Annotated in this window: 16 protein-coding genes; 6 read left to right on the top strand and 10 right to left on the bottom strand. The window is 68.0% G+C overall.

Annotated elements, in window-relative coordinates:
* Position 1: 1 nt before the first annotated feature.
* Positions 2-1,084, top strand: coding sequence for a glycosyltransferase (locus tag A9975_RS22475; protein ID WP_183034739.1), 1,083 nt, complete (start codon positions 2-4; stop codon positions 1,082-1,084).
* A 140-nt stretch (positions 1,085-1,224) separates the two neighbouring features.
* Positions 1,225-2,487, top strand: a complete 1,263-nt coding sequence (locus A9975_RS22470; RefSeq protein WP_183034738.1) for a glycosyltransferase WbuB — start codon at positions 1,225-1,227, stop codon at positions 2,485-2,487.
* A 48-nt stretch (positions 2,488-2,535) separates the two neighbouring features.
* Here the strand turns inward: A9975_RS22470 and A9975_RS22465 are convergent, their stop codons facing one another.
* The 7 genes from A9975_RS22465 to A9975_RS22435 form a co-directional block, all read right to left on the bottom strand.
* Positions 2,536-3,681 carry a glycosyltransferase gene (locus tag A9975_RS22465; protein ID WP_183034737.1) on the bottom strand — a complete coding sequence of 382 codons (1,146 nt, stop codon included), beginning with the start codon at positions 3,679-3,681 and terminating at the stop codon, positions 2,536-2,538.
* Positions 3,682-3,813: 132 nt separating this feature from the next.
* Positions 3,814-5,154, bottom strand: coding sequence for a hypothetical protein (locus tag A9975_RS22460; protein WP_183034736.1), 1,341 nt, complete (start codon positions 5,152-5,154; stop codon positions 3,814-3,816).
* Positions 5,148-6,320 (bottom strand): glycosyltransferase family 4 protein, encoded by a 1,173-nt coding sequence (locus tag A9975_RS22455; protein WP_183034735.1) that lies wholly within the window; start codon positions 6,318-6,320, stop codon positions 5,148-5,150. Before A9975_RS22455 ends, A9975_RS22460 begins: the two co-directional genes overlap by 7 nt.
* Positions 6,317-7,360, bottom strand: a complete 1,044-nt coding sequence (locus A9975_RS22450; RefSeq protein ID WP_183034734.1) for a glycosyltransferase family 2 protein — start codon at positions 7,358-7,360, stop codon at positions 6,317-6,319. Before A9975_RS22450 ends, A9975_RS22455 begins: the two co-directional genes overlap by 4 nt.
* Entirely contained in the window at positions 7,357-8,637 is a 1,281-nt protein-coding gene (locus A9975_RS22445) for a hypothetical protein (protein ID WP_183034733.1), read from the bottom strand. The genes A9975_RS22450 and A9975_RS22445 overlap by 4 nt, the downstream gene beginning before the upstream one ends.
* A gap of 63 nt (positions 8,638-8,700) precedes the next feature.
* Complete coding sequence (locus tag A9975_RS22440) at positions 8,701-9,888, bottom strand: glycosyltransferase (protein ID WP_183034732.1); 1,188 nt, start codon at positions 9,886-9,888, stop codon at positions 8,701-8,703.
* Positions 9,885-10,745 carry a class I SAM-dependent methyltransferase gene (locus tag A9975_RS22435; RefSeq protein WP_183034731.1) on the bottom strand — a complete coding sequence of 287 codons (861 nt, stop codon included), beginning with the start codon at positions 10,743-10,745 and terminating at the stop codon, positions 9,885-9,887. Before A9975_RS22435 ends, A9975_RS22440 begins: the two co-directional genes overlap by 4 nt.
* Before the next feature lie 890 nt (positions 10,746-11,635).
* Here A9975_RS22435 and A9975_RS22430 point away from each other — a divergent pair.
* The 4 genes from A9975_RS22430 (at position 11,636) to A9975_RS22415 (ending at position 16,745) form a co-directional block, all read left to right on the top strand.
* Entirely contained in the window at positions 11,636-12,577 is a 942-nt protein-coding gene (locus A9975_RS22430; protein WP_183034730.1) for a response regulator transcription factor, read from the top strand.
* 357 nt (positions 12,578-12,934) lie between these two features.
* The gene (locus A9975_RS22425) at positions 12,935-14,029 is read left to right on the top strand and encodes a polysaccharide biosynthesis/export family protein (RefSeq protein ID WP_183034833.1); all 1,095 of its coding nucleotides are present in this window, start codon (positions 12,935-12,937) and stop codon (positions 14,027-14,029) included.
* An 11-nt stretch (positions 14,030-14,040) separates the two neighbouring features.
* Positions 14,041-14,505, top strand: a complete 465-nt coding sequence (locus A9975_RS22420; protein ID WP_150989143.1) for a low molecular weight phosphotyrosine protein phosphatase — start codon at positions 14,041-14,043, stop codon at positions 14,503-14,505.
* Positions 14,502-16,745: a polysaccharide biosynthesis tyrosine autokinase gene (locus A9975_RS22415; protein ID WP_183034729.1), complete on the top strand. Its 2,244-nt coding sequence runs from the start codon at positions 14,502-14,504 to the stop codon at positions 16,743-16,745. Before A9975_RS22420 ends, A9975_RS22415 begins: the two co-directional genes overlap by 4 nt.
* 82 nt (positions 16,746-16,827) lie before the next feature.
* Here A9975_RS22415 and A9975_RS22410 read toward each other — a convergent pair whose 3' ends face one another.
* The 3 genes from A9975_RS22410 to A9975_RS22400 all read right to left on the bottom strand — a co-directional run bounded on the left by A9975_RS22410 (position 16,828) and on the right by A9975_RS22400 (position 22,154).
* Positions 16,828-18,666: an alpha/beta fold hydrolase gene (locus A9975_RS22410; RefSeq protein WP_183034728.1), complete on the bottom strand. Its 1,839-nt coding sequence runs from the start codon at positions 18,664-18,666 to the stop codon at positions 16,828-16,830.
* A 315-nt stretch (positions 18,667-18,981) separates the two neighbouring features.
* Positions 18,982-21,390, bottom strand: coding sequence for a polysaccharide biosynthesis tyrosine autokinase (locus A9975_RS22405; protein ID WP_255503387.1), 2,409 nt, complete (start codon positions 21,388-21,390; stop codon positions 18,982-18,984).
* 41 nt (positions 21,391-21,431) lie between these two features.
* The gene (locus A9975_RS22400) at positions 21,432-22,154 is read right to left on the bottom strand and encodes a Crp/Fnr family transcriptional regulator (RefSeq protein ID WP_174425762.1); all 723 of its coding nucleotides are present in this window, start codon (positions 22,152-22,154) and stop codon (positions 21,432-21,434) included.
* Positions 22,155-22,389 lie beyond the last annotated feature (235 nt).

Below are 22,389 nucleotides of genomic sequence, written 5' to 3'. Positions count from 1 at the left end.
CATGAAACCCCTGCTCCGCCATCCCGACAAGCGCGCCCGGCCTCAGGCCACGGCGTGCGCAACGTCGGCTACCTCGGCCGCCAGCGGCGGGGCAGCGAGTCCCGGCGCGCTCTGGCCCGGGCAGGTCATCTTTCCCACGGGCAGCGCGGATGCGGGCCTGTGGCGGCGCTGCCTGCAGCAGATGCGCGCCATCTCGCTCAGTCCCGGCGCGCTGGTGGTGCTGGCGGGACAGAGCCGGCTGGAAAACTGGGCCATGCTGCTGGCTAGCATGGCGCTGGGGCGGCGGCGCGCGGCCTTCTTCCATGGGGCCGCCTTTGCCAGCGTGCCCGGGCGCTTTGGCGCACTGGCAGACGCGGTCTTGCTGCGCCATTGCCAGGGCGTCTTCGTGGGCAGCGAGCGCGGCTGCGCGCGCGCCATTGCCGCCGACGTTCCCCCGCGCAAGATCTTTGCCTGCCGCCCACCGGCGGTGCTGCCGGACGGCTTCGATGCTGCCGCCGAACGGCGCGAGCGGGTCGCGCACGCTGCGCCGGCGCATGCGCCGCATTTCCTGCATGTTGGCGCCCTCACCCACGATCCGGCCCTGGTACTGCTGCTCTATGCCTTTGCCGGCGCGCGGCAGGCGTGGCCGGCGGCCACGTTATCGCTGGTGGGCACCGGCCGCGCCTATGGCCGGCTGCGCACCATGGCCGACGCGCTCGGGCTGGGGTCGTCGGTACGCTTCCTGGGCGCGATGGCGCCAGCCGACTTCGCCGTGGAGTACCGCAAGGCGAGCTGCCTGGTGCTGCCCGATGCCGCGCAGCGCTGGCATCCGCTGGTGCGCGAGGCGCTGAGCTACGGCTGCCCGGTGGTGGTGAGCGTGAACAACGATGACGCCGGCGAACTGATACGTGACGGCGTCACCGGCCTGTATTTCAAGGCGGGCGATGCCGGTGCGCTGGCCAGGTGCCTGGTGCAGGTGCCCAAGCACTTTGCGGATGCCGCCGCCACCGCCGAGCGCTGCCAGGCCGCCGCGCTGGAGGACTCTCCCGCCTCCGCGGGCAGGGCCATGGCGGCTGGCTGCGTGCGGATCATGGCCACGGACTAGGCGCACGCCGGCCTATGCCGACATTCGCCGACATTCGCCGACATTTTCCGACATGGCCGCCACGCACCCTGCGCGCCGCAGCGGGCGCGACGGCTGCATACCCCATACAGCGCATCGACGCCACTGACGCCACCGTTGCCATGAAGATACTCATGTACTGCCTGAACTATGCGCCCGAGCTGACCGGCATCGGCAAGTACACCTGCGAGCAGGCCGAGTGGCTGGCCGCGCGCGGCCACGAGGTGCGGGTGGTCACCGCGCCGCCCTACTATCCGGCGTGGCGCGTGGGCGAGGGCTATCGCGCGTGGCAGTACAGCCGCGAGCGGCGGCGCTGGGTGGAGGTGTATCGCGCGCCGCTGTGGGTACCGCGCAAGCCGGGCGGCATCACGCGGCTGCTGCACCTGGCGAGCTTTGCCGTATCCAGCCTGCCCAGCCTGATGGCCCAGTTGCGCTGGCGCCCGGATGTGCTGTTCGTGGTGGAGCCCCCCCTGATGTGCGCGCCGGCCGCTTTGCTGTTCGCGCACTGGAGCGGCTGCAAGACCTGGCTGCATGTGCAGGACTACGAGATCGACGCAGCCTTTGCGCTGGGGCTGCTCCGCCGGCCCTGGCTGCGCCGCGTGGCGCAGCGCGTGGAGCATCAGTTGATGACGCGTTTTGACCGGGTCTCGTCGATCTCGCAGGCCATGGTCTCGCTGGCGCGCGGCAAGGGCACGGAGCCTGAGCGCGCGGCCTTGCTGCCAAACTGGGTCAACCTGCGGGAAATCGGCGCCGGCAGCGCAACGCTGGCGCGCCGCACGCTGGGCATTCCGGCCGATGCCGTGGTGGCGCTGTACTCGGGCAACATGGGCGCCAAGCAGGGGCTGGATGTCATGGCTGATGCCGCCCGCCTGCTCGATGGCCATGAACGCCTGCACTTCATCTTCTGCGGCGACGGCGCCGGGCGCCCCGCGCTGGAGGCCGCCTGCGCAGGGCTGCCACAGGTGCGCTTCCTGCCCTTGCAGCCCGCTGGCATGTTTGCCTCGCTGCTGGCCGCCGCCGACATTCACCTGCTGCCACAACGCGCCGGCGCTGCCGACCTGGTGATGCCTTCGAAGCTGACCGGCATGCTGGCCAGCGCTCGCCCGGTGGTCGCCACCGCGGAGCCGGACACGGAACTTGGCCGCGTGGTTGCGCAGTGCGGCGTGCTGGTGCCGCCGGGCGACGCGGCCGCGCTGGCCGCCGCCATCGACACGCTGGCGGCGCAGCCCGCGCTGCGCGCGCACCTGGGCGGCGCCGGGCGCCGCTGGGCCGAGCAGCACCTGGACCGCGACATGGTGCTGGGCGAACTGGAGAAAGCGCTGTTTGCGCTGATCAGGCATCAGCCCGCCGGTGCACCCAGCACCGTCGGGGCCGGCAGCGAATAGCACACGCCACCATTCAGGTGTTCAGGAGGTCAGGAGGTCAGGAGGTCCTCAGGCGTCCACCGACACGCGGTCTTCCACCGAAGCCGCCGCCAGCACCGTGAGATAAATGCTCTCGTACTGGTCGATGGCCTTCTCGGCGGAGAAGTTTCCTGCCCACGCGATCGAGCGCGCGGCCACCTCGGCGCGCCGCGCTTGCGGCCATGCGAGCATCCCGGCCAGCACGTCCGCGCCGCGTTGCGCCCAGGCATCCATGTCACCGCTAGCCAACGGCTCGAGCAGCTGCACCTGGTCGCCACCGATCTCGGTCATCGGCGCGCGATTGGTGGTCAGCACCGGCGCGCCGCATGCCATGGCTTCGATGATGGGCCATCCAAAACCTTCTTCCAGGCTCGGGAACAGCATCACGGCGGCCAGCGAATAGGCTGCCTGCACCGCCTCGGTAGGCAGCCCCGTCAGGAAGCGCACGCTGCCGCCAAGAGCGATCGCCCGTTCGCCCTGCTCGCGCATTTCCGCGGTGGGATCGCCACCGATCATCCACAGCGCCCGCGGCTCGCGGCACTGCCGGCAATAGGCCAGGTAGAGCGCCAGCACGCCTTCGCGGTTCTTGTACCACTGGTTGCCGCCGATATGCACCAGCATGCCTTGCGGATCGGCAGGCGCGCCGGCGCGCTGCAGGCAGGCCAGCGCCTCGGTGGTGCCCATCCTGCGGAACGGATAGTTCATCCCGTTGTAGACCACCCACGCCGCCTCGGGCGCGCACGGATGCAGCCGCCGCAGGTCGCGCATGGTCTTGTTGGAGACGGCGACAAACGCCTTTCCCTGCAACAGCCCCCAACGGATCAGCGACTGGTAGGTGTGCCCGCTGGCCGAGAGCCCGTGCTCGGGGAACTCGCCGGCGAGCGTGCGCAGGGCGATGAAATCATGGCAGTGCACCACGTGCGGACGATGGCGCAGCAGCGGCATCCAGATGCCCAGCGCATGATCAGCCAGCACCAGCAAGGTGTCCTTGTCGACCTTGCGCAGACGCCACAGCGCGAGCATCGGGAACAGGATGTACTGATCGATGTAGCCCAGCCATTTGCGCAGCCCGCCGCGCGCCGGCAGGCGGCACATCACGGCGGCTGGGGTCCATAGTTCGGCCTGGTGGCCGCGTGCGCGCATGCCGTCGATGATCATCGCGGCGAAGCGGTCCATGCTGTGGCTGCCAAAAAAGGCGGGGTGACCCAACAAGATGATTTTCATGACGATTGAGAAGTGTGCGGATAGCCGGGCGTTGCCGCTTCGTTGTTTAGGTAGTGCCTTCGCCCTGACAATCCGGGACAAGGCTTAGCCGGGGTGATACAAGCGCTGGCTCGCTTGCCGCGTGGCCGCCAGCGTGATGCCTGCAAACACGAAGCCAAGCGCATTGGCCGTCAACTGCCCGACTACCGGCCAGGAGGTCAGCCCGAAGATGGCGATGGTCCACATCAGGATGAGAAAAGTGTTGCCGGTGCGCTTGGCCACGCGCAATGCGCGCCACATACCGTTGATGAAGATCAGCGCCTTGAGCAAGATGCTCAGATAGCCGACCAGGCCCATCTCGCCGATCACGCGGCCGGTCTCGGTTTCGCTGATCACGAACAGCAGGCCGGTCTGCAGGAAGTAGTTGGCAAGGTTGCTGCCAAGCCCCAGCCCGCTGCCAAGCAGGCTCTGCTCGGCCGAGACATCGTTGACGCCGAAGAACATCGACTCCACCCGGTCACCGAAGCTCTCCGACTCCGCCGCGGAACTGAAGCGCTCCAAGGTCGCGTCCACCGCCGAGCTGACGAACAGCACGATGACCACGCTCATGAGGATGGAGACAATGCCCCACGACACCGCCGCCCTGCGCCGTTTTCCCTTGCCGTAGCGCAAGCTTGCCAGCAGCGCGATGCCAAACACGATTGGCAACAACAGGATGGCCGAACGCGACCCGCTGACCAGCGAGGCAATGAACAGACTGCCGATGACCGCCAGCGAATACAACTTGCCCCCGAGCCCCGGCTTCTGCTCGCCCAGCACCGCCTCCAGCGCGAAGGGGCTGACGATCGCCAGGAACAGGGTGTAGCCCAGCGTGAACGAGAAGGTGCCCGTGGTGCGCACCACGTCGGCCGTCACGCGGAAGACCGTATCCGGATCGCCCTCGATCTGACGGTTGAGGAAACTCTCCGGCGGCTGAAAATGCTGCACCAGCGCCAGCGGCGCCATGAACAGCAGCATGGCAAGCGCGGCCTTGTAGATGGCTTCCAGGTCCTGCGCCTCGAGCAGCTCGGCCGCGGCGTAGGCAAACCACAGGTACAGCAGCCAGAAGCGCACGCCGATCAGGAAAATGGGCAGCGAGTTGATGCCCGCAACAAGCTGCAGCAAGCCCCAGAAGCAAACAATGGCCGACCACCACAGCAGCATGCGCACGGTGCGCCGTGCCGGGGTAAAGCCTGAGTAGCGCACCGCGTGGTACAGCGCATAGACCACCATCAGGTCTCGCAGCAGGATCAGCGGCATGGTGAGCGAATCCGAGACCCACTTGCGCGCGGCGCCCTCGAACACGGCAATCACGAAGACCGTGATGAAGATCCGCCCGAACACGGTGACGCGCGCCCGGCGCGCTGGCACCGCGGGCTTCGCGTAGGGAAGGGAATGGCTCAGCATAGCGCGGCTACCGTTTCGGCTGCACTCAGGCGGTACCTCGCCCAGGTGTACTTCTGCCCGGCGATACGGGCATGGGCGCGCGCGCGCTCCAGCTGCGCGCGATCTGTCGCCAGGGCCAGCATGCGTTGGTAGAGTGCGTCCGCGCAAAGCGGCACCACCCACCCGGCCAGCGGGAATTCATCGATGATTTCTTTCGCACCGACCCGATCCGAGAGCAGCACCGGCGTGCCGCATGCCAGGGCCTCGGCCACCACCATGCCAAAGGAATCGAAGCGCGACGGCAGCACGAAGCAATCGGCATCGGCAAATACCTGGAACAGCGCCGGCTGCGGCAATGCGCCAAGCTGGAGCACGCCCGGCATGGCTGCAATGCGCTCTCCCAGCTCCGGCTCCACGAGCGCGCCGGCCAGCACCAGCTCCGCCTCCGGCAGCCGCTCCCGCAGCCGTGCGAACGCGTCAAGCAGCAGGTCGATGCCTTTGCCCACGCGCACCGCCCCGGCGAACACAAAGCGCGGGCCGCCGGCGAGCCGCTGGCGGCAGACGTCATCCGGCAGCGTTGCGCCAAGCAGGATCGGCTTGAGCTTGGCGGGGGGCACGCCGGCGTCGATGTAGGTGCGTGCGGCAAACTCCGAGCAGGTGATGATGATGTCCGCCAGCGCAATCTCCGCATCTTTTTGCGCGTTGATCTGCGCAAGGTAGGTGCGGTCCTCGACCGGCACCATGGCTTCGGCCGCACGATGATGCACGGCGGGCGCCTCCAGCACGCAGCGCGCGCCGATGCGCCGCGCCGCCTGGAAGGTCCGCAGCGCGGAGTTCTCGTAGGCCACCACGATATCCGGGCGCACCGCCTCCACCCGGGCGGCCACCCATTGGTCGAACAGATGGAAGATCCGGTGCGCGTAGGCTGACCCGGAGCGGCCGACATAGCGATTGAGGCCAAGCTTGAGCACACCCGGAAAAAACACAGGGTGCCGCCGCAGCGCCTTGGGGATGGCGACCTCGCGCACCTTGGCATGATATCCGGCCGGCAGCCACCAGGGCGGCGCCTCGCCCGGGGCGCGCACCGGCACACCGGACCAGTATTGCTTGAGCATGTCGTGCTCATAGAGCGCTTGTGCCATCTGGTGCGAATGCTGCAGGCCGGGATGCGTGACGAGGGCTTTCATGCTTCGCTCCCCCGTGGGGTGCCATCGAGCCGCGCTCCGGCGGGCACGGCTTGCGCGTGCGGCCCGGCGCAGCGCGTGGGCCGGCCGGGCGGTTGCAGGCGCAGCGTGCCCGCCAGGCGCACGCCCTGCACGAAGCCACCCCAGCCACCCAGCAATTGCCCCGGCAGGCTGCGTGGGCGCTTGAGCAGGCTGTGCGCCAGGAAGTAAGCGCCCGGGCAACTGCGCGACCCCACCAGCAGCTGGAACAACACCAGCCGCACGCGCATCGCCGGCGGGGCGTATGCCATCGAGATCGCCGTCATGTTGCAGGTCTCTTCGAAGCAGCGCCTGCGCGCGTAGCTCTGGCGCTCGTAGTTGTAGCGTGCAGCCGGATAGTGATCGACGATGGCGCCGGGATCGAGCACCAGGCGCCATCCCGCGTGGCGCAGCATCTGGCACATCCACGTCTCGTTGCCGGGCTGCGCGCCCTGCCCCTGCAGCCGCTCGTCAAAGCGCGCGGTGCCCAGTGCCGCCCGGCGCAGGATCCAGTTGCAGCCCTTGAGCGTTTCCGCCGCGCGCGGCGCGCCGCACACCCGATGTGTCTCGCCGATGATCCTGCCCCAGCCGTCGCGATAGCCGGCCAGCGGCACATCCGGCACGGCCAGTGGCGCGCCGTCGGCGCCGCGCACGACATCCCGGCCACCGGCACCGCCCACCGTCGCATCGGCAAAGTGGGGCAGCAAGCGGGCCAGCCAGTCCGCGCGCGGCAGCGCGTCGTCGTCCAGGATCGCCAGCAGCTCGCCAGTTGCGTGCGGCAGCCCGGCATTCATGGCAGCCACCACGCCAGGCTCGGTCACCTTGACTACCCGCAACGCCGGATAGCGCGCCTGTGCAGTATTTGCCAGCCACGCCGCCGTGTCGGGATCGTCTGCGCCGCGGCACACCGCGATCAGCTGAACCGGCGCCGGCACGAGCGCGGCGGCAGCCTGCAGGCAGCGCTGGAGCATGTCCAGGCGCCGATAGGTCGGGACCATCAGCGTAACGCTGGGCGCATTGCTCATTGCGTGCTTCCTCCATGGGGGGCAAGGCGCTCGTCGCCTGGCAGCAGGCGCCCGGCACGCACGGCCGCGGCGAGTTCGCAGACGATGGCCGCGGCCAGCCCCGACGACAGCCCAAGCTGGAACCACAGCACGCCATCGAGCGTGGTGAGATCGAGAAAGCGCGGCGCAGCCGCGCACCAGGCCAGCACCACCGGCACCTGGACGAAGGCAAGATGATTCAGGCCGCGGTTGGCCAGCAACTGCCAGGCGATGCCGACTACGCTGGCAAAGCCCGCGCCAAGGCAGGCGATAACCAGTTCGGCCCCCAACGATGCGTAGTTCGGCCCCACCAGCCACAGCAGCAACCCCGGCCATGTCACGGCAAGAAGCACCAGCGCGGCGGCGGGCAGGCAAGCCAGCGCCACCCAGCCGGCAAAGCGCCGCAGCACGCCGTCGCGCGCTTGCGCGAAGCGCGGAATCACGTACGCGGCCACCACGGCGCCCACCGGCATCAGCAGTTGCCCGATGCGCGACAGCGCACCCAGCGAGGCCGTTTGCCCGACCGCGCCGTGATAGGCGACGATGGCGAACACCAGTTGCCCCTGGACGCAGAAAAAGGCCTCCAGCGGCAATTGCCGCCGCATGATGCGACCGATGTACTGGCCGTCTTCCGCCTTGCCCGGGCTGCCGGCATGCGCCGCCAGCGGTATCTCACGTGCGATCCAGCGCCGCACAAACGGCACGCGCAGTCCCGCAAACAGCACGTTGACGAGGGTCGCGCCCAGCACGCCGAGCAGGCCCATCGCGTAGAGCGCGGACGACAGCACCAGGCGCCCCACGGACAAACCGGTATCCAGCGCCTGCAGCGCGGGCGCCCGGTTGGCAAACAGCAGCACCTGGTCCACGACACGCGATTGCATGTCGAAGTACCAGGTCACCAGCAGCAACGCCAGCAGCAGCACGATCAGGACCGCGCCGGCATGGTTGCGATACAGCAGCCACGCGGCGATCGCCAGCACCACCGGCAACAGCCACGCGGACAGCCTCCAGCGCTGGCCCATGGCCGCGCAGGCCAGTTCCGCGGCACGCTCCCGGTCCGGCCAGGTCTTGCCCAGCAGCGCGTTCAGGCCAAGCTGGATGCCACCCTTGGTGACGATGGCGATGGCGCCCATGATGAGGCCGACCACCGTGTAGATGGCGTAGTCGCCCACAGCAAGCCAACGGGCCAGCAGCAGGCCGGTGATGGCGCCGATCCCCTGCGACAGCACCGCATAGACGAGGAACCTGAGCAGCTTCACGGCGGTCCCGCTCCCCGCTCGATGACACTGTGGCATGACGGCGCGACCATGGCCTTGTCTCCTCTATCCCGCCGCCGCGTGGTGGACAGGCTGCGCGGCTTCGGTCGCGCCATGGATGATGTCCAGCAGCCGCTGCGCGGCCTGTCCGGCATGGAAGCGCCGGGCAAAGGACTGCCGCGCGGCAATGCGCATGCGCGCTTGCGCGGCGGGCTCCGCCTGCAGCCACTGATGCAGGCAGGCGGTGGCGCCTTGCGCCGTGTCCGGGCCCACCAGCCCGGCGCCGTCGGCGACGATTTCGCGCCAGATGTTGACCTTGTCGGAGATCAGCACCGGCACGCCGCAGCCGAGCGCCTCCGCCACCGCCACGCCAAAGTTCTCCTGGTGCGAAGGCAGGCAGAACACCTCCGCCGCGTGAAACGCGCCCCACTTTAGCTCGCCCTTGAGCATGCCGGTCCAGCTCACGCGCGCGGACAGCCCGTGCGCGGCAATGCGTTGCTCCAGCATCGCGCGCAGCGCAGTGTCGTGCGGTCCGGCTAGCACCAGATGCAGCGCGGGATGCGCCGCGGCCACGCCGGCGAAGGCTTCGACCAGCAGGTCGCAGCCCTTCTTCTCGTGGATCCGGCCGAGGAACAGCGCGATGCGCTTGCCCCGCACCTCCGGGAAGGCGCTAAGGAAGGCCTCACGCAGCGGCGCGCCGTCCTGCGGCGGCTGCGCCGTGCCGTAGCTTGCCACCACCTCGCGGCACCGATATGGCCAGAACGCGCCGCTGGCGCGCTGCTTCTCCTCGCTGCACGTGAACAGCACGCCGCGCGCATGACGCAGGACCCAGTAGTCCCCCACCAGCCAGTAGAGGCTCTTCTTCAGATGCTTGAGCGGATAGTGGTCGCGAAACCAGGGGTCCAGCATGCCGTGCGTAAACACAAAATACGGCACCCGCTTGCCACGCAGCGCCAGCCACACGGCCAGCGCGTGGAACTGCCACAGCCCTTCGACAATGACCGCGTCGTACGCTTCGCAATGCGCGCGCAGCCAGGCCACCATGTGGCGGTTGAAGCCGTACTTGAGCGATGATGGCCCCAGCGCGATGACGTCGAGCTCGCTGTCGCGCACGCAGGGCGCATCGGGCGCGTCGCCGCAGCACACCTGCACCTGTATGCCGCGCTCACGCAAGGGAGCGCGCAGCTGGCGCACGCCCTCGATCGGGCCGCCACCACCCGGATCGATCGACGAGATCACGTGCAGGATCTTCATGGCCGGGTTCCGCGGGCCGCCGGTGACGAGCCGCCGGCCGCGGCCTTGCGCGCGATGAAATGAAACCAGTACACGTCGCGCAGGTCCTGGCCTTCGCGCACCGGCTCGCCATTCAGGTTGCCAAACACCACATCGGTGTGCAGCCCCAGCTCCGCGAGCGCGCGCTTCTGCGCGGCGAGCTCGGTATAGACGATCACGATGCCGAACTTGTGGGCGGCGCAAACCCGGATGGCATAGCCATCGAACTCGCGGTTCAGGCGCGAGTGCCGCAGGTAGTTGAAGGTGGCAATCGGCAGGTTGCAGATCACCCGCGCGGTATCGATGCCAACCGCGATAGGGTTGGCTGACAGATGCGGAAGCCGCACGAAGCGCGAGAGATTCTCGCGATAGCTCGGGCCACGCATGTTGTGCGTGGAGAACAGCATCAGGCCGCCGGGCCGCAGCACGCGCTCGAACTCGCGCAGGATAGCAAGGCGCCCCTCGTAGTCGACCGCATCGATGCCGTTGAAGCTGAACATCACCAGTGCGAAGCTGTTGTCCGCAAAGCGCGACATGTTGCGCGCATCCATCTGCATCACCCGCACGCCGGGATGATTGCGCTGGCAGATCTCGACCATCTCGGGCATGTAGTCGACCGCCGTATAGTCGTCGCTCAGCGCGCGCAGCAGCGCCACGGTGCGCCCGCCGCCCACGCCAACGTCGAGGATGGGCTGGCCCCGCACTTCGTCCGCCACCCAGGCGATCGCAGCGGCCTCGCCAGGGTCGGTCCAATCGCTGGCGGTACCGAACCACCGGCGCGCGCCCCAGCTACGCCATGCGTGTTGATTGATGCGATCCTGCGCCGTGCCTGAAGCCATGACCACCTCGTGAAGATGAGTGAACGTTGGACCAAAGCGCAGCCGTGCCGCTGGCATGCCTTGCCGGGCAGATGACCGGTCTGCCTGCAGTGAGGATGCCGGGGCGGGATTCGGGTTTCTGTACGTTGCCACACACGGGTAGGCACGGCGGGAACAGGCAAGATCGGCGGGCGCCGCGAGGTGTCCGCGGGACCCGCTTCAGGCGCAGCGGTGGGGTACCGCCAGCATCGCTTTCCTGCGGCGCAAGGGGGACATCCGGCACCCCGGGCAGGCTCGCGTGCGGGCGGGCGACCTCCCCTCATCCTGATGGCTGAGATGGCTCTCATCCGTTTGTCGCGCGGCGCTCGCCCGAGGCTCATGCCGAAGGCGAAAGTGGGTCGCGGACTCCACCTCGACGCGAGTTTCAAGATTGATTCGCCACACGGGCGCGCCACCCGGAAAAGCCATGAATGCGCCCGCGAGATCCTTTTCTGTTGCAGCGGTGAAACCTTATTGACCAATAACTGTTTCAGTCTTGAAACTTAATCCCGTCAAATATCCATCACCCGTTCGGGTAACCCGCCATGCGGCTACCAACAAGGCTTCCCGGATGATGAGAACAAACCTCTCCAACCCAATTGGAGCGCCGCCAAAGCAACTTGATTTCGTGCAGATCAGACCATAATATGACCTTAATTCGTTTTAAGACGAATGGCATTTTGGGGTGGGTTCAGGGGGTCAGCCTTCCGGCTTGCGGTCAGTTCCCGGCAATAAAAACGGGCGGTCCGGCTTGGCGGTGGTACGGGGATAAATAAGGGCGGCGCGCGTGGAGTACCACGAGGGTCGCGCAGGTCATTATTCCGCTGCGTTCAACCTGTTTCCTACCGCAACCATACGGGGGGAATAACAACATGAACGCACTGCTCATCGAGGGTCACCCACTGCTGCGTCTCGGGTTGCTGCAAATGCTCGAACGTATTCATGGCGTAGACCACGTCATCACCGTCGACCCGGCCGACGTCGCCCTGCTGGAAGGCAACCATTGCGACCTGCTCGTGTTCGGCATGCCGGCCGACACCGATGCCGGATGGCAACTGCTCAACAAGGTGCGCTCCGTGCTCTCGGCCGACCGCTTGCTGCTGCTCGCCGACATGATCCCGCTGCAGATTCCGGCACTCGCCATGGCGCAAGGGATCTGCGGCTGCCTGCCGAAATCCGCTTCGCTGGCGGTGCTGGAAGCCGGCATCCGCCTGGCCATGGTTGGCGGGCAATACGTGCGCGGCCAGAACAACCGCCAGGCCGGCGCGTCAAGCAGCGGATCGCCGGGCCTCTCGGCCGGCAACTATCCGATAGGTGGGCGCGTTCCCGTGCTGGCGCCACCGGCTGACAACGCGCAGTGCAACCCTGCCGGCATGCGCATCCAGGCCACGCCATCCTCGCGCGAATCCCTGGCCGCCGTGTCTCGCCAGAGCGCCGTGGCAGCCGATGCCGGTGGCACCGGCGGGCACGGCGAGACCGCGTACGACGAAGCCGAGATGCTGCAGATCACCCCGAGGCAATATGAGGTGCTGGTGCTGCTGGCGCGCGGACATCCCATCAAGACCGTGAGCCGCATGCTCAATATCTCGGTGGCGACGGTCAAGAGCCATGCTTGCACCCTGTACCAGCGGCTCAAGGTACGCAACAAGGGCGAGGCGGTCTACGCGGCGCTCCAGCGCGGCGCGTCGCTGGAATGGGTCAGCGGCGACGAAGCCTCGCCGCGCACGGCGGTGCGCAACACGTCGTCTGCCGGCGCCAGGCCGGTACGCGCGGTCGCGGAGTACAGCACGGGCGTTTCCGCCGCGATGCGCTGAGGCGCGCCTGCGGCGCGGCCAACCGGCGGCGGCAGGCGCAAGCCTGCCGCCGTTGTCTTTTGTCCGAATCCCGGGCCACGCGTCCAGCGTCCGTCCTTTGCCTTGCGCCTGCCCAAGGCGGTCCCCTCCGTTGGCCCTGGCGCGTCGCGCGCGCCATTTCCGGCATCGCAGTGCAATGTGTGACAGCGCACCGATTGCCCCTCCTGCGCCTCCTAGGATGGGAGCATCGGGGGACTGTCGCAGCCGTTGCGATGTCCCCGTCGCCCAATGCCGGAGGCTGCCGTGAACGAGATCACCGACCATGACAGGCAACACGGGAACGCGCAACGCCAAGGCCGGCCGCTGGCATGCCTCGCCATGCTATGCGCGACCCTGTTGCTCGCCGCCTGCGCAAGCTCGCCAGGCATGCACTTCGACCCCAAGGCACCCATCGGCGCGGTCGGGCCCGATGCCATGCCCAACATCACGCCGATCACGCTGGAGGTGGTGCGCAGCCAGCGCACCATGGCGCAGCGCGAGGTCGAGAAGCTGGACGAACTCTATGGCAAGCCGCAGCCCTATCTCATCGGCCCGGGCGATATCGTCTCGGTGGTGGTGTGGGATCACCCGGAACTGGTCTTCCCCAACCAGACCTACAGCATCGGCGCCGCATATGAAATCCCCGCGGTGGGCGGCGGCTCCAATGTGCCCGGCTATGTGGTGAGCGCGCAGGGCGATATCCAGTTTCCCTACGCTGGCGTGATGAAGGTCGCGGGCAGGACCGCGAACGACGTGCGCGACCAGATCGCGAAGGTGCTCTCGCGCGTGGTGCGCGATCCCCAGATGACGGTGCGCGTGCTCGCCTTTCGCAGCCAGCGCATCTATGTGGATGGCGAAGTGCGCACGCCTGGCATGCAACCGATCGACGACGCGCCGATGACGCTGATCGAGGCGCTTAACCGCGCGGGCGGCGTGCTCAACCTGACGGGCGACAATAGCCGCATCCGCATCACGCGCGGCGAGCGCAGCTGGCACGTCAACATCCCGGCACTGCTCGCGCGCGGCATCGACCCCTCGCGCATCATGCTCAAGAACGGCGACATCGTGCGCGTGGAACAGCGCGAGGACAGCAAGATCTTCGTCACCGGCGAGGTGGTGCGCCCCACCACCTTGCTGATGCGCAATGGCCGCATGACGCTTAACGAGGCTATTGGCGACGCTGGCGGCGTGAACCCGAACACCGCCAACGCAGAGCAGATCTTCGTGATCCGCAAGGCGGCGGACGGCGAGCCCAAGGTGTATCACCTGGACGGCACGTCGCCGGTGGCGCTGGCAATCGCCGAAGGCTTCGAGCTCGAGGCAAAAGACGTGGTGTATGTCGACGCGCGCGAACTGGTGCGCTGGAGCCGCGTGGTCAACCTGCTGCTGCCATCGACGAGCGGTGCGTTCAGCGCCGCCAGCGTGGTCAAGTAAGCGGGGCCGCGATGATCCGCTCGATCCTGGTTGTGTGCATCGGCAATACCTGCCGCAGCCCCATGGCACAGGGCCTGCTACGCCACGCGCTGCCCGGCTGCACGGTGAGCTCCGCCGGGCTGGCCCCGCTGGAGGGCGCCGCCGCCGATCCGCATACGGTGCGCCTGCTCGAGGAGGATGGCCTCGATCTCTCAGGGCACCGCGCGCGCACCGTGGACGAAGACATGATCAACGGCGCCGACCTGGTGCTGGTGATGGACACAGAACAAAGAGAAGCGCTTGAGCGCCAGTATCCGCAGGCACGCGGAAAGGTCTACCGCCTTTGCGAGTTCATGCACGCTGACGTGCCCGATCCCTATGGCTGTTCGCAGAATATGTTCAGGATCGTGCTGGGGCTGATCAGGCAAGGGGTCGATTCATGGTCGGTGCGCATTCGCGCCATTGCACGGGATCAATGTCACGGGGAGGTAGCATGAACACGTTCAATCCACACGAGGCATTGCCGGGGGGGCACGTCCAGCGAGAGAAGTCGATCGACCTGACCGGCTATCTCGACGTGCTGATGCGCTACCGCTGGACCTTCATCCTGATCGCAGGCACGGTCTTCACCCTGGGCGCGACCTACGCGTTCTTCACCAAGTCCGTCTACCGTACCGATATCGTGGTGCAGGTGGAGGACACGGGCAGCAGCGCCAATACCAAGCTTGCGGGCAGCGTGGCGCCGGTCTTCGACGTCAAGCCGGCCGCCGCCGCGGAGATCGAGCTGCTGCACTCGCGCATGGTGGTGGGCAAGGCCGTGGAAAGCCTGAAGCTGTTCATCGATGCCAAGCCGAGCTACTTTCCGGTGATCGGCCAGGCGCTGGCACGCTACAACCCTGGCCTGTCGGAACCCGGCCTCTTTGGCTGGGGCGGCTTTGTCTGGGGCGACGAGCGCATTACGGTAGGCCGCCTCGACATGCCGACGCGGCTGGAAGGCACCAGGATGACGGTGACGGCCCTTGACGGCAAACGGTATAGGCTGAACGTCAAGGGCGAGCAGACCATGGCAACGGGCACCGTCGGCCAGCCGCTGCTCGTGCCAACCTCACGCGGCAACGTCGAGATCCTCATTACGGAACTGGAAGGCAACCCTGGCGCCACCTTCAATGTGACGCGGCTGCCTCGGGCCATTGCCATCGCGCAGCTGCAGCAATCCTTGCAGATTGCCGAGCGCGGCAAGTCGAGCGGGGTGATCGGCATCACCCTTGAAGGCCCGGACCCGGACCTCATCGCGGCAACGCTCAACGAGATCGGCAGCGAGTATGTGGACCAGAACGTGCGCCGCAGGGCGGAAGAGGCCGAGAAATCCCTGGCCTTCCTCGACCAGCAGTTGCCGCAGGTCAAGCAGCAGGTGGAAACCGCCGAGACGCGCTATAACGCGCTGCGCAACCAGCGCGGCACGATCGACCTGGGCGAAGAGTCGAAGCTGATCCTCTCGCAGTCCGTGCAGATCCAGACACGCCTGCAGGAGCTGCGCGCGAAACGCCAGGAACTGGTGACACGCTTTACCGGCAACCATCCCAGCATCGGCATCATCGACGAGCAGATCGGCAGCCTGAATGCCGCGCTCGCCGGCGTGACCACGCGTATCCAGAAACTGCCCGAAGTGGAGCAAAACGTGCTGCGCCTGCTGCGCGATGTCAAGGTCAGCACCGAGCTTTACCAGTCGCTGCTCAACGACGCCCAGCAACTCAAGCTGACCAAGGCCAGCAAGGTGGGCACCGCGCGCATGGTCGACCCGGCCGACGTGCCCTTGCAACCCGTGCGGCCCAACCGGTCGCTGCTGGTGATATTCGCGGCCATGCTTGGCACCGTGGGCGCGCTGATCGTCGTGTGCCTGCGCCACATGCTGGACGGCGGTGTCGCCGAGGCCGACGATATCGAGAACCAGACGGGGTTCACGGTGTACTCCACCATCCCGTTCAGCCCGGAACAGTCGCGCCTGGCCACGCAGGGCAACCCGAAGGCCGCGCTGCTGGCATGCCGGATGCCCGACGATCCCGCCATGGAGAGCTTGCGCAGCTTCCGCACCGCCTTGCAGTTCTCGCTGCTTGGCAACCGCCATCCGGTGGTGCTGGTGACGGGCCCGGCGCCGGGTGTCGGAAAGTCCTTCATCTGCGCCAACTTCGCCGCGGTGCTCGCCGCCGGTGGCAAGCGCGTGGTGCTGATCGACGCCGACCTGCGGCGGGGCAACCTGAACCGGCGCTTCGACACCGACCGTGGCCCCGGCCTGACCGAGCTGCTGCAGGGCGCGCCGGTGGAGCCCGCCGTGCGCAGGCAGGTTGTGCCCGGGCTGGATTTCATTCCCACCGGGACGCTGCCCGAGCATCCCGCGGACCTGCTGCTGAGTCCCGCGATGGACGCGCTGCTCAATGCGCTAAAGGCGAACTACGACATCGTGCTGATCGACACGCCGCCAGTGCTGGCCGCCTCGGATACCGGCATCCTCGCCACCAAGGCGGATGCGGTCTTCATGGTGGCCCGTGCGGACTCGACTACCGTGGATGAACTGGAAGCCGCGGGCAGGGCGATCAGGCAGGTGGGCGGGGAAGTGAAAGGAGTGCTGTTCAACGGGTTGAATGTGCAAGGGCGATGGTATCGGGCGCATTACAACTTCGGCAAGTACCGGTATCTGAACTATCGGTACCAGGACGTGGATACGGTGCAAAGCCGGTAGGGCTGCCGCGCGCAGCGCGCAATCGAAGGCGCCGGGATTTCCGGCGCCTTTTTGTCGTGCGCGGCCGGCTTGCCGCCCGTGCTCAGGCGCTCGCGGTGCCTGACACCGCATCCGCCAGCGCGCCGGCCCCGTCGTCGCTCGCCTCGCTCACCTCGACCGGCTCGCCACGCGCCAGCTGCACCTCGATGTAACGCACCAGATGCGCGCCCAGCGCGGCGCGGCTGTCGGCAAGAAACAGCGAATGATCGAACGTTGGCAGGGTGCGTACGCGGATGTTGCCCAGGCCCTGCAGCGCTTCGAGGTTGCTGCCAAAGCGGTCCTTGGCTTCTTCCAGCCCGATATCGCTCATGCCGTAGAGGAAATCCGTCTGCACGCCGCGCCGGTCGAGCTCCCGCATGGCGGCCCGCGCGAAGCCGGTCACGGTGGTGGTGTCGTCGCCGCCGCGCCAGCGCGCCACGGCGGCTGCGCCGCGCTGCACCACGCGCCGCGTGCACCGGCGGACGAAGCCGGACAGGATCGGCCAGACCTTGACCTGGCCGCGCCACAGCCGCTGCCAGTTCTGCGCGCGGCGCACAGCCGCCACGTAACCCCGCATGGACTGCACCCGTTCGTTCACGGCAGCGGTATCGGCATCGTCCCAGCGGAATTTCGCCAGGTTGGCCAGAACCAGGCCGTTGACCGCCGGATTGCGCAACGCCACGTGCAGGCTGATGAACGCGCCCGAGCAAACCCCGGACATGACGATGCGCTTGTACCCCTGCGCGCGCAGCCAGTCGACGGCGGCGCTGGCATCGTCGCAGGCGCTCTGCGCGTAGACCGCGGGAATGCTCATCTGGCGTGCCGGGGCCGGACTATCGCCCAGCGTGGAGAGATCCAGGCGCAATGCAGTTACGCCGTGCCGGGCCAATTCGCGCGACAAGCTCACAAAGACCCGCCCGTCGCCCACATGGTGGTTGCCGCCGGTATTGGGGAAGAGCACCGCGACATCGCTCGCGCCGCGCCGCGCGGGATGGCAAAGGATGCCGAACTGGCGGCCGCGGTCCAGCCATACCCGTTGCTCGCGCACGCCGTCGACCTCGCATTCCAGCGCGGGGCTATCGTTGCCTGGCGCAGGCAGGCCGCGGCGCCCGGCGGCAACGGCCGGGCGCACCCAGGTCAGCACCTCTTGCCAGGCGCTCTCGGGCACCTGCGCGTACTCGGCGGCTTGCATCATGCCGGGATACTCGCCAAAGGTGCCCAGCGTGACCTCTGCCCCCGATCCGCGATAAAGCGTACCCATTTCTGCGACGGGGGATGTGGCCCCCGGCCAGGCGTCCAGCAGCAGCACGCGCGGCGCGGGGCAGCCCCTGCGGCGGGCCAGGCGCAAGCCTTCGAGCGTTGTTACTGTGTCGGGCTGGAAGCGGTAGGCCAGCACTTCGAGCGATCCGTCGGTGGGCGGCGTGAGCTCGATGTCCGGGATAACGTTGTTGACCCAACTGGTGTGCAACGCGCGCAGCTCGCGCAGATAGGCGCGCCCGCTCACCACCGGCGCCAGCAGCACCAGGCCGGCCACGACATCGGGCTCGCGCGCGGCCAGCGCCTCGGCGGCGAGCACGGCCAGCGTGGCCCCCAGGCGCAGGCCGCACAGCACGACCCGGCTCACTCCGGCCTGCTCGCGCAGCGCGGCTACCGCGCCCAGGATGCCGTGCACGCACCAGGCGATATGCTCGCCGTCGGCGTCGGTGCCGGCGGAGTCACCGGTGCCGGGATAGTCGAAGCGCAGCACCGGCAAGCCCGCGGCGGCGAGGTCTGCGGCCAGGTGGCGAAACGCACGGTGCGACCACATCGCCTCGTGGCCGTGCGGGTTGCACAGCACCACGCCCGTGGTGCCTGCAGCCTCGTGCAGCCAGCCGGCACAGCCTTCGAACAAGACCGGTTTCATGACCTCTCCCAAGGAAAAACGGGGCGCTGGCCCCAGGCATTGGCGCACGCAGAAACGGGTACGCTTTGCCTTCTGTTGTTGGTTGTACGTGCCCTTGCGCCATGCCCGCCGGCGGCTCCCGGCCTGGCACAACCCATCAAGATCCGTGTCGCGGCCCGCCCAACGGCCCCGATTGGCCACCACAGGCTGCGGTGTTCACGACAACGCGCAACGTGCAGGGCACGTTGCGCGCTGGTTGCGAGGCGGCGTTTCACAAGGTCCTGCCGCACGCAGAAACGGGTACGCTCATGGAGGTTTCCCTGGCGTCCCCGGATATCAGGAGGCCGGCATGGAGCCCTGGCCCGCCTGCTGCTCTGCCGGGCCGGGCCGGGCCGGGCGCGACTCCAGTGCCAGCGCTTCGGGCTGCGCGGCCGGCAGCGGCAGCCCCAGGTACGGGCTCATTGCGGCGAAGTCCGCGCGGGTGCTGCGCCGGGGCGTGACACCATTGAGCATGCCGCCAGCCAGCCGCGCCCCGGCGCGAGCCAGGCGCTTTAGCGTCTCATCCACTTGCGCGGCGGGCGTAACATCGGCGCGCACCACCAGCAGCGTCGAGCCGGCCAGGTTGGCGACCAGGGTGGCATCGGCCACGGCCAGCACCGGCGGCGTGTCGATGATGATCAGGTCGAAACGGGCCTTGCAGGCCTGCAGCGTCTCGGCCAGCGCCGGCATCATCAGCAGCTCGGAGGGATTGGGCGGCATGGATCCGGCGGTGATCACCGAGAGCCCCGACACCACGGTGGGCCGCACCACGGCCGCGAGTTCGGCCTGGCCCGCGAGCAGTTCGGCCAGCCCCGGCTCGGCGGCCTGGTCGAACCAGTTGGCGACCTTGCCGCGGCGCAGGTCGGCGTCGATCAGCAGCACGCGCTGGCCAGCCTCGGCAAACAGCACGGCCAGGTTAACGGAGGCAAAGGTCTTGCCGGTGCCCGGCGCCGGGCTGGTCACGGCCAGCACCGCATCGGGCGCGTTGCGCACGGCGAAATGCAGGGCCGCGCGCACGCTGCGCAGGCCCTCCACCGCGAGCGCATGCGGCGAACGCCGTGCCAGCAGGAAGCGGTCATGCAGCCCGCACCGCACCAGCCGCTCTGCGTCGCCGGTGGAGAACCCGCCGGGTTCGGCCAATGCGCTGCCAGGCGCCGGCGCGTACAGGCGCGGGCTGGGTTGGGCGGCGAAGCCCATCATCATGCCCAGGCGGCGATGCACCTCGGACTGGTGCTCAAGTTCGGTCTGCTCGCTGCTGAACGCGATCTCGCCGAGCATGGGCATGCCCAGCCGCGCCTCGGCGTCAGCGGCATCCGCCACCGAGGGCCTGTAGCGCTGCCGCGCGGCCACGCCGGCCAGCCCGAGGCACAGCCCAAGCAGCGCGCCGCCGCCGGTCAGCGGCCACGGGCCAACGCCGTCGGGCCGGGCGGGCGGAAGCGCCGCATCGACAATGCGCATGTTGTTGGAGCGATCCGACTGCACCAGCGAGAGCTGCTGCGCCCGGTTGCGCAACGTCATGTACATGTCCTCGGCCACCTTCACGTCACGCGTCAGCGCCACGGACTCGCGCTCCGTCTCCGACAGGTTCTGCATGCGCGAATCCATGTCGCGGCGCACCTTGCTGAGCTCCTGGATCTGGGTGTCGACCGTGCGCACTTCATTGCTGTCGGTGGTAAAGCGTTGCAGCAGGCGGGTACGCTCCAGCCGCAGCGCGGCGATCTGGCGCTGGTAGTCCATGCTGCCGTTCAGGTATGACTGTGCGTCCTGGGTCGGCGCCATGGTGCCGCTACGGGTGCGGTAGCGCGTGAGCGCGGCCTCCGCGCGCTCCAGCTCGCCCTGCACGCGCGGCAGTTCGCCGGTGACGAAGGCAAGGCTGCCGGCCGCGTCATCGCGGCGCTGGGTGGTCTGGCTGTCGATATACGCTTGCGCCACGCCATTGACCAGCGCGGCGGCCAGCTTGCGGTCGGGGTAGCGCCAGGAGATGCGCACCGTGCCGGCGTCGCGCGTGTGTTCGTCCACCACCAGCTCGCGCGAGATGGCATCCACGGTGGAAAGCGGATCATGGCGGATCAGTGCGAAGCGCGTGCCCGGCAGGGCATCGAGCTTGGCCACCTGCAGCTCCACATCGTTGCCCGCGGCCGGCTCGCCCACCACACCGTCGAACAGCAGCGCATTGCCGGCATACAGGCGATAGTGGCCCTGCGGCTGGGCCTCCAGCATCAGCGGCACGTTAAGCAGGCGCTCGGGCACCGCCAGGCTGTCGATCTGGATGCGCTCGCCGCCCCAGGCATAGCCCAGGCCCGCCGGCCAAGGCGCCACGGCCTGCCCGGGCTCGGCAAAACGCGCCACCAGCGCACCCACCAGCGGCGCGCGCAACGGCGTCGCCGAGACGTCCAGGTGCAGCCGCTCCACCACGGGCCCGACCACCGCGCGGCTGGTCAGCATGCCAGCGTCGAATGGAGCGGCGGGGCCGGCCTGCACCCCGCCGCGCCCACCGGCATTCTGGCCCGCGTCGCGTGGCTCTACCTGCACCAGCGCCTCGACGCGATAGTGCTGCGGCATGGACAACGCAACCAGCGCACCGATGGCGCCACCGGCGAGCGTCAGCGCAACGATCCAGCCAAGGTGATCGACAAGTGCGCGCGAGCCGCGCGCTCGCGGCTGCGCCGGCTCATTTGCAGCCGGCGACGCACCGGCGAAGGACAACCTGTTCACGGCAATCTCCCTGACCCAACCCCGCTCCCGCCTCAAGCACTGGCAAGCGCCGGCAGCAAACGATCGAACTCGCGCTTGACGAGCTTGTAGCATTCACAGGAATGCGCCTCCAGCCCATGCCGGTCGAGCACCGTGATGTGCCCGCGGCTATGCTGGATCAGTCCCAGGTCCTCCAGCTTTCCGGCGGCTTCCGTCACCCCTTCGCGGCGCACGCCCAGCATGTTGGCGATAACCTGCTGGGTGATCACCAGCTCGTTGGACGCCATGCGATCGAGGGCCAGCAGCAGCCAGCGGCAAAGTTGCTTGTTGAGCGAGTGGTGACGATTGCACACGGCGGTCTGCGCGATCTGGGTGAGCACGGCCTGCACATAGAGCAAGGTGACGCGCTGGATGGCCGGAGAGTGCGTGAATTCCTGCTTGAGCGTGGCGGCCGAGAGGCGGTAGGCAAAGCCCGGCGTGCGTACCTCGACGCGGCAGGGCATGGTGTCGCCACCGGTCAGCACCGGAATGCCGACGAGGCCTTCATTGCCGATGGCAGCGATCTCGACGGTGGCGCCATCCTCCAGCAGCGACAGCATCGAGACGATGGCCGTCGTGGGGAAATAGACATGATGGATGCGCTGGCCGGAATCGGTGAGCAACTGTCCGGCGCGCATGCGTACCAGCTCGAGATGCGACGACAGTGATTCCCAATCCTTGCGCGGCAAGGCGCCAAGCACATGATTGACGTGCAGATCCGAACGCTGACTGATCATTTCTCTCTCCCCGTGACCAGCCGTACGAACACCTCGACCGAAGCCGGCCCACCGTGATCCGGAGGACCCGCGCCGACCACCTTTTCTTTGACCCTGGTTCGCACGGCATTTGTGCTTGTATTAAGTGCCATATGTGGCCCTGCCAACAGTAGCCGCACGGCTGAAACCTGATCATCCTTCGGTAGGTGTGAGAGCGCCGCCGGGCCGCTTCGCCGGTGCGCGGCAATGACGGCCA

Origin of the sequence: Cupriavidus sp. UME77 (assembly GCF_014170355.1) — a bacterium.
Lineage (GTDB): Bacteria > Pseudomonadota > Gammaproteobacteria > Burkholderiales > Burkholderiaceae > Cupriavidus > Cupriavidus basilensis.
Note: the sequence above shows the minus strand (reverse complement) of the source record. Positions and strands in the feature narration are given on the sequence as shown.

Excerpts from the sequence above, each read along its gene's own strand:
- A9975_RS22475 (WP_183034739.1), top strand. The coding sequence starts at position 2 with ATGAAACCCCTGCTCCGCCATCCCGACAAGCGCGCCCGGCCTCAGGCC.
- A9975_RS22470 (WP_183034738.1), top strand. The coding sequence starts at position 1,225 with ATGAAGATACTCATGTACTGCCTGAACTATGCGCCCGAGCTGACCGGC.
- A9975_RS22465 (WP_183034737.1), bottom strand. The coding sequence starts at position 3,681 with ATGGACCGCTTCGCCGCGATGATCATCGACGGCATGCGCGCACGCGGC.
- A9975_RS22460 (WP_183034736.1), bottom strand. The coding sequence starts at position 5,154 with ATGCTGAGCCATTCCCTTCCCTACGCGAAGCCCGCGGTGCCAGCGCGC.
- A9975_RS22455 (WP_183034735.1), bottom strand. The coding sequence starts at position 6,320 with ATGAAAGCCCTCGTCACGCATCCCGGCCTGCAGCATTCGCACCAGATG.
- A9975_RS22450 (WP_183034734.1), bottom strand. The coding sequence starts at position 7,360 with ATGAGCAATGCGCCCAGCGTTACGCTGATGGTCCCGACCTATCGGCGC.
- A9975_RS22440 (WP_183034732.1), bottom strand. The coding sequence starts at position 9,888 with ATGAAGATCCTGCACGTGATCTCGTCGATCGATCCGGGTGGTGGCGGC.
- A9975_RS22435 (WP_183034731.1), bottom strand. The coding sequence starts at position 10,745 with ATGGCTTCAGGCACGGCGCAGGATCGCATCAATCAACACGCATGGCGT.
- A9975_RS22430 (WP_183034730.1), top strand. The coding sequence starts at position 11,636 with ATGAACGCACTGCTCATCGAGGGTCACCCACTGCTGCGTCTCGGGTTG.
- A9975_RS22425 (WP_183034833.1), top strand. The coding sequence starts at position 12,935 with ATGCTATGCGCGACCCTGTTGCTCGCCGCCTGCGCAAGCTCGCCAGGC.
- A9975_RS22420 (WP_150989143.1), top strand. The coding sequence starts at position 14,041 with ATGATCCGCTCGATCCTGGTTGTGTGCATCGGCAATACCTGCCGCAGC.
- A9975_RS22415 (WP_183034729.1), top strand. The coding sequence starts at position 14,502 with ATGAACACGTTCAATCCACACGAGGCATTGCCGGGGGGGCACGTCCAG.
- A9975_RS22410 (WP_183034728.1), bottom strand. The coding sequence starts at position 18,666 with ATGAAACCGGTCTTGTTCGAAGGCTGTGCCGGCTGGCTGCACGAGGCT.
- A9975_RS22400 (WP_174425762.1), bottom strand. The coding sequence starts at position 22,154 with ATGATCAGTCAGCGTTCGGATCTGCACGTCAATCATGTGCTTGGCGCC.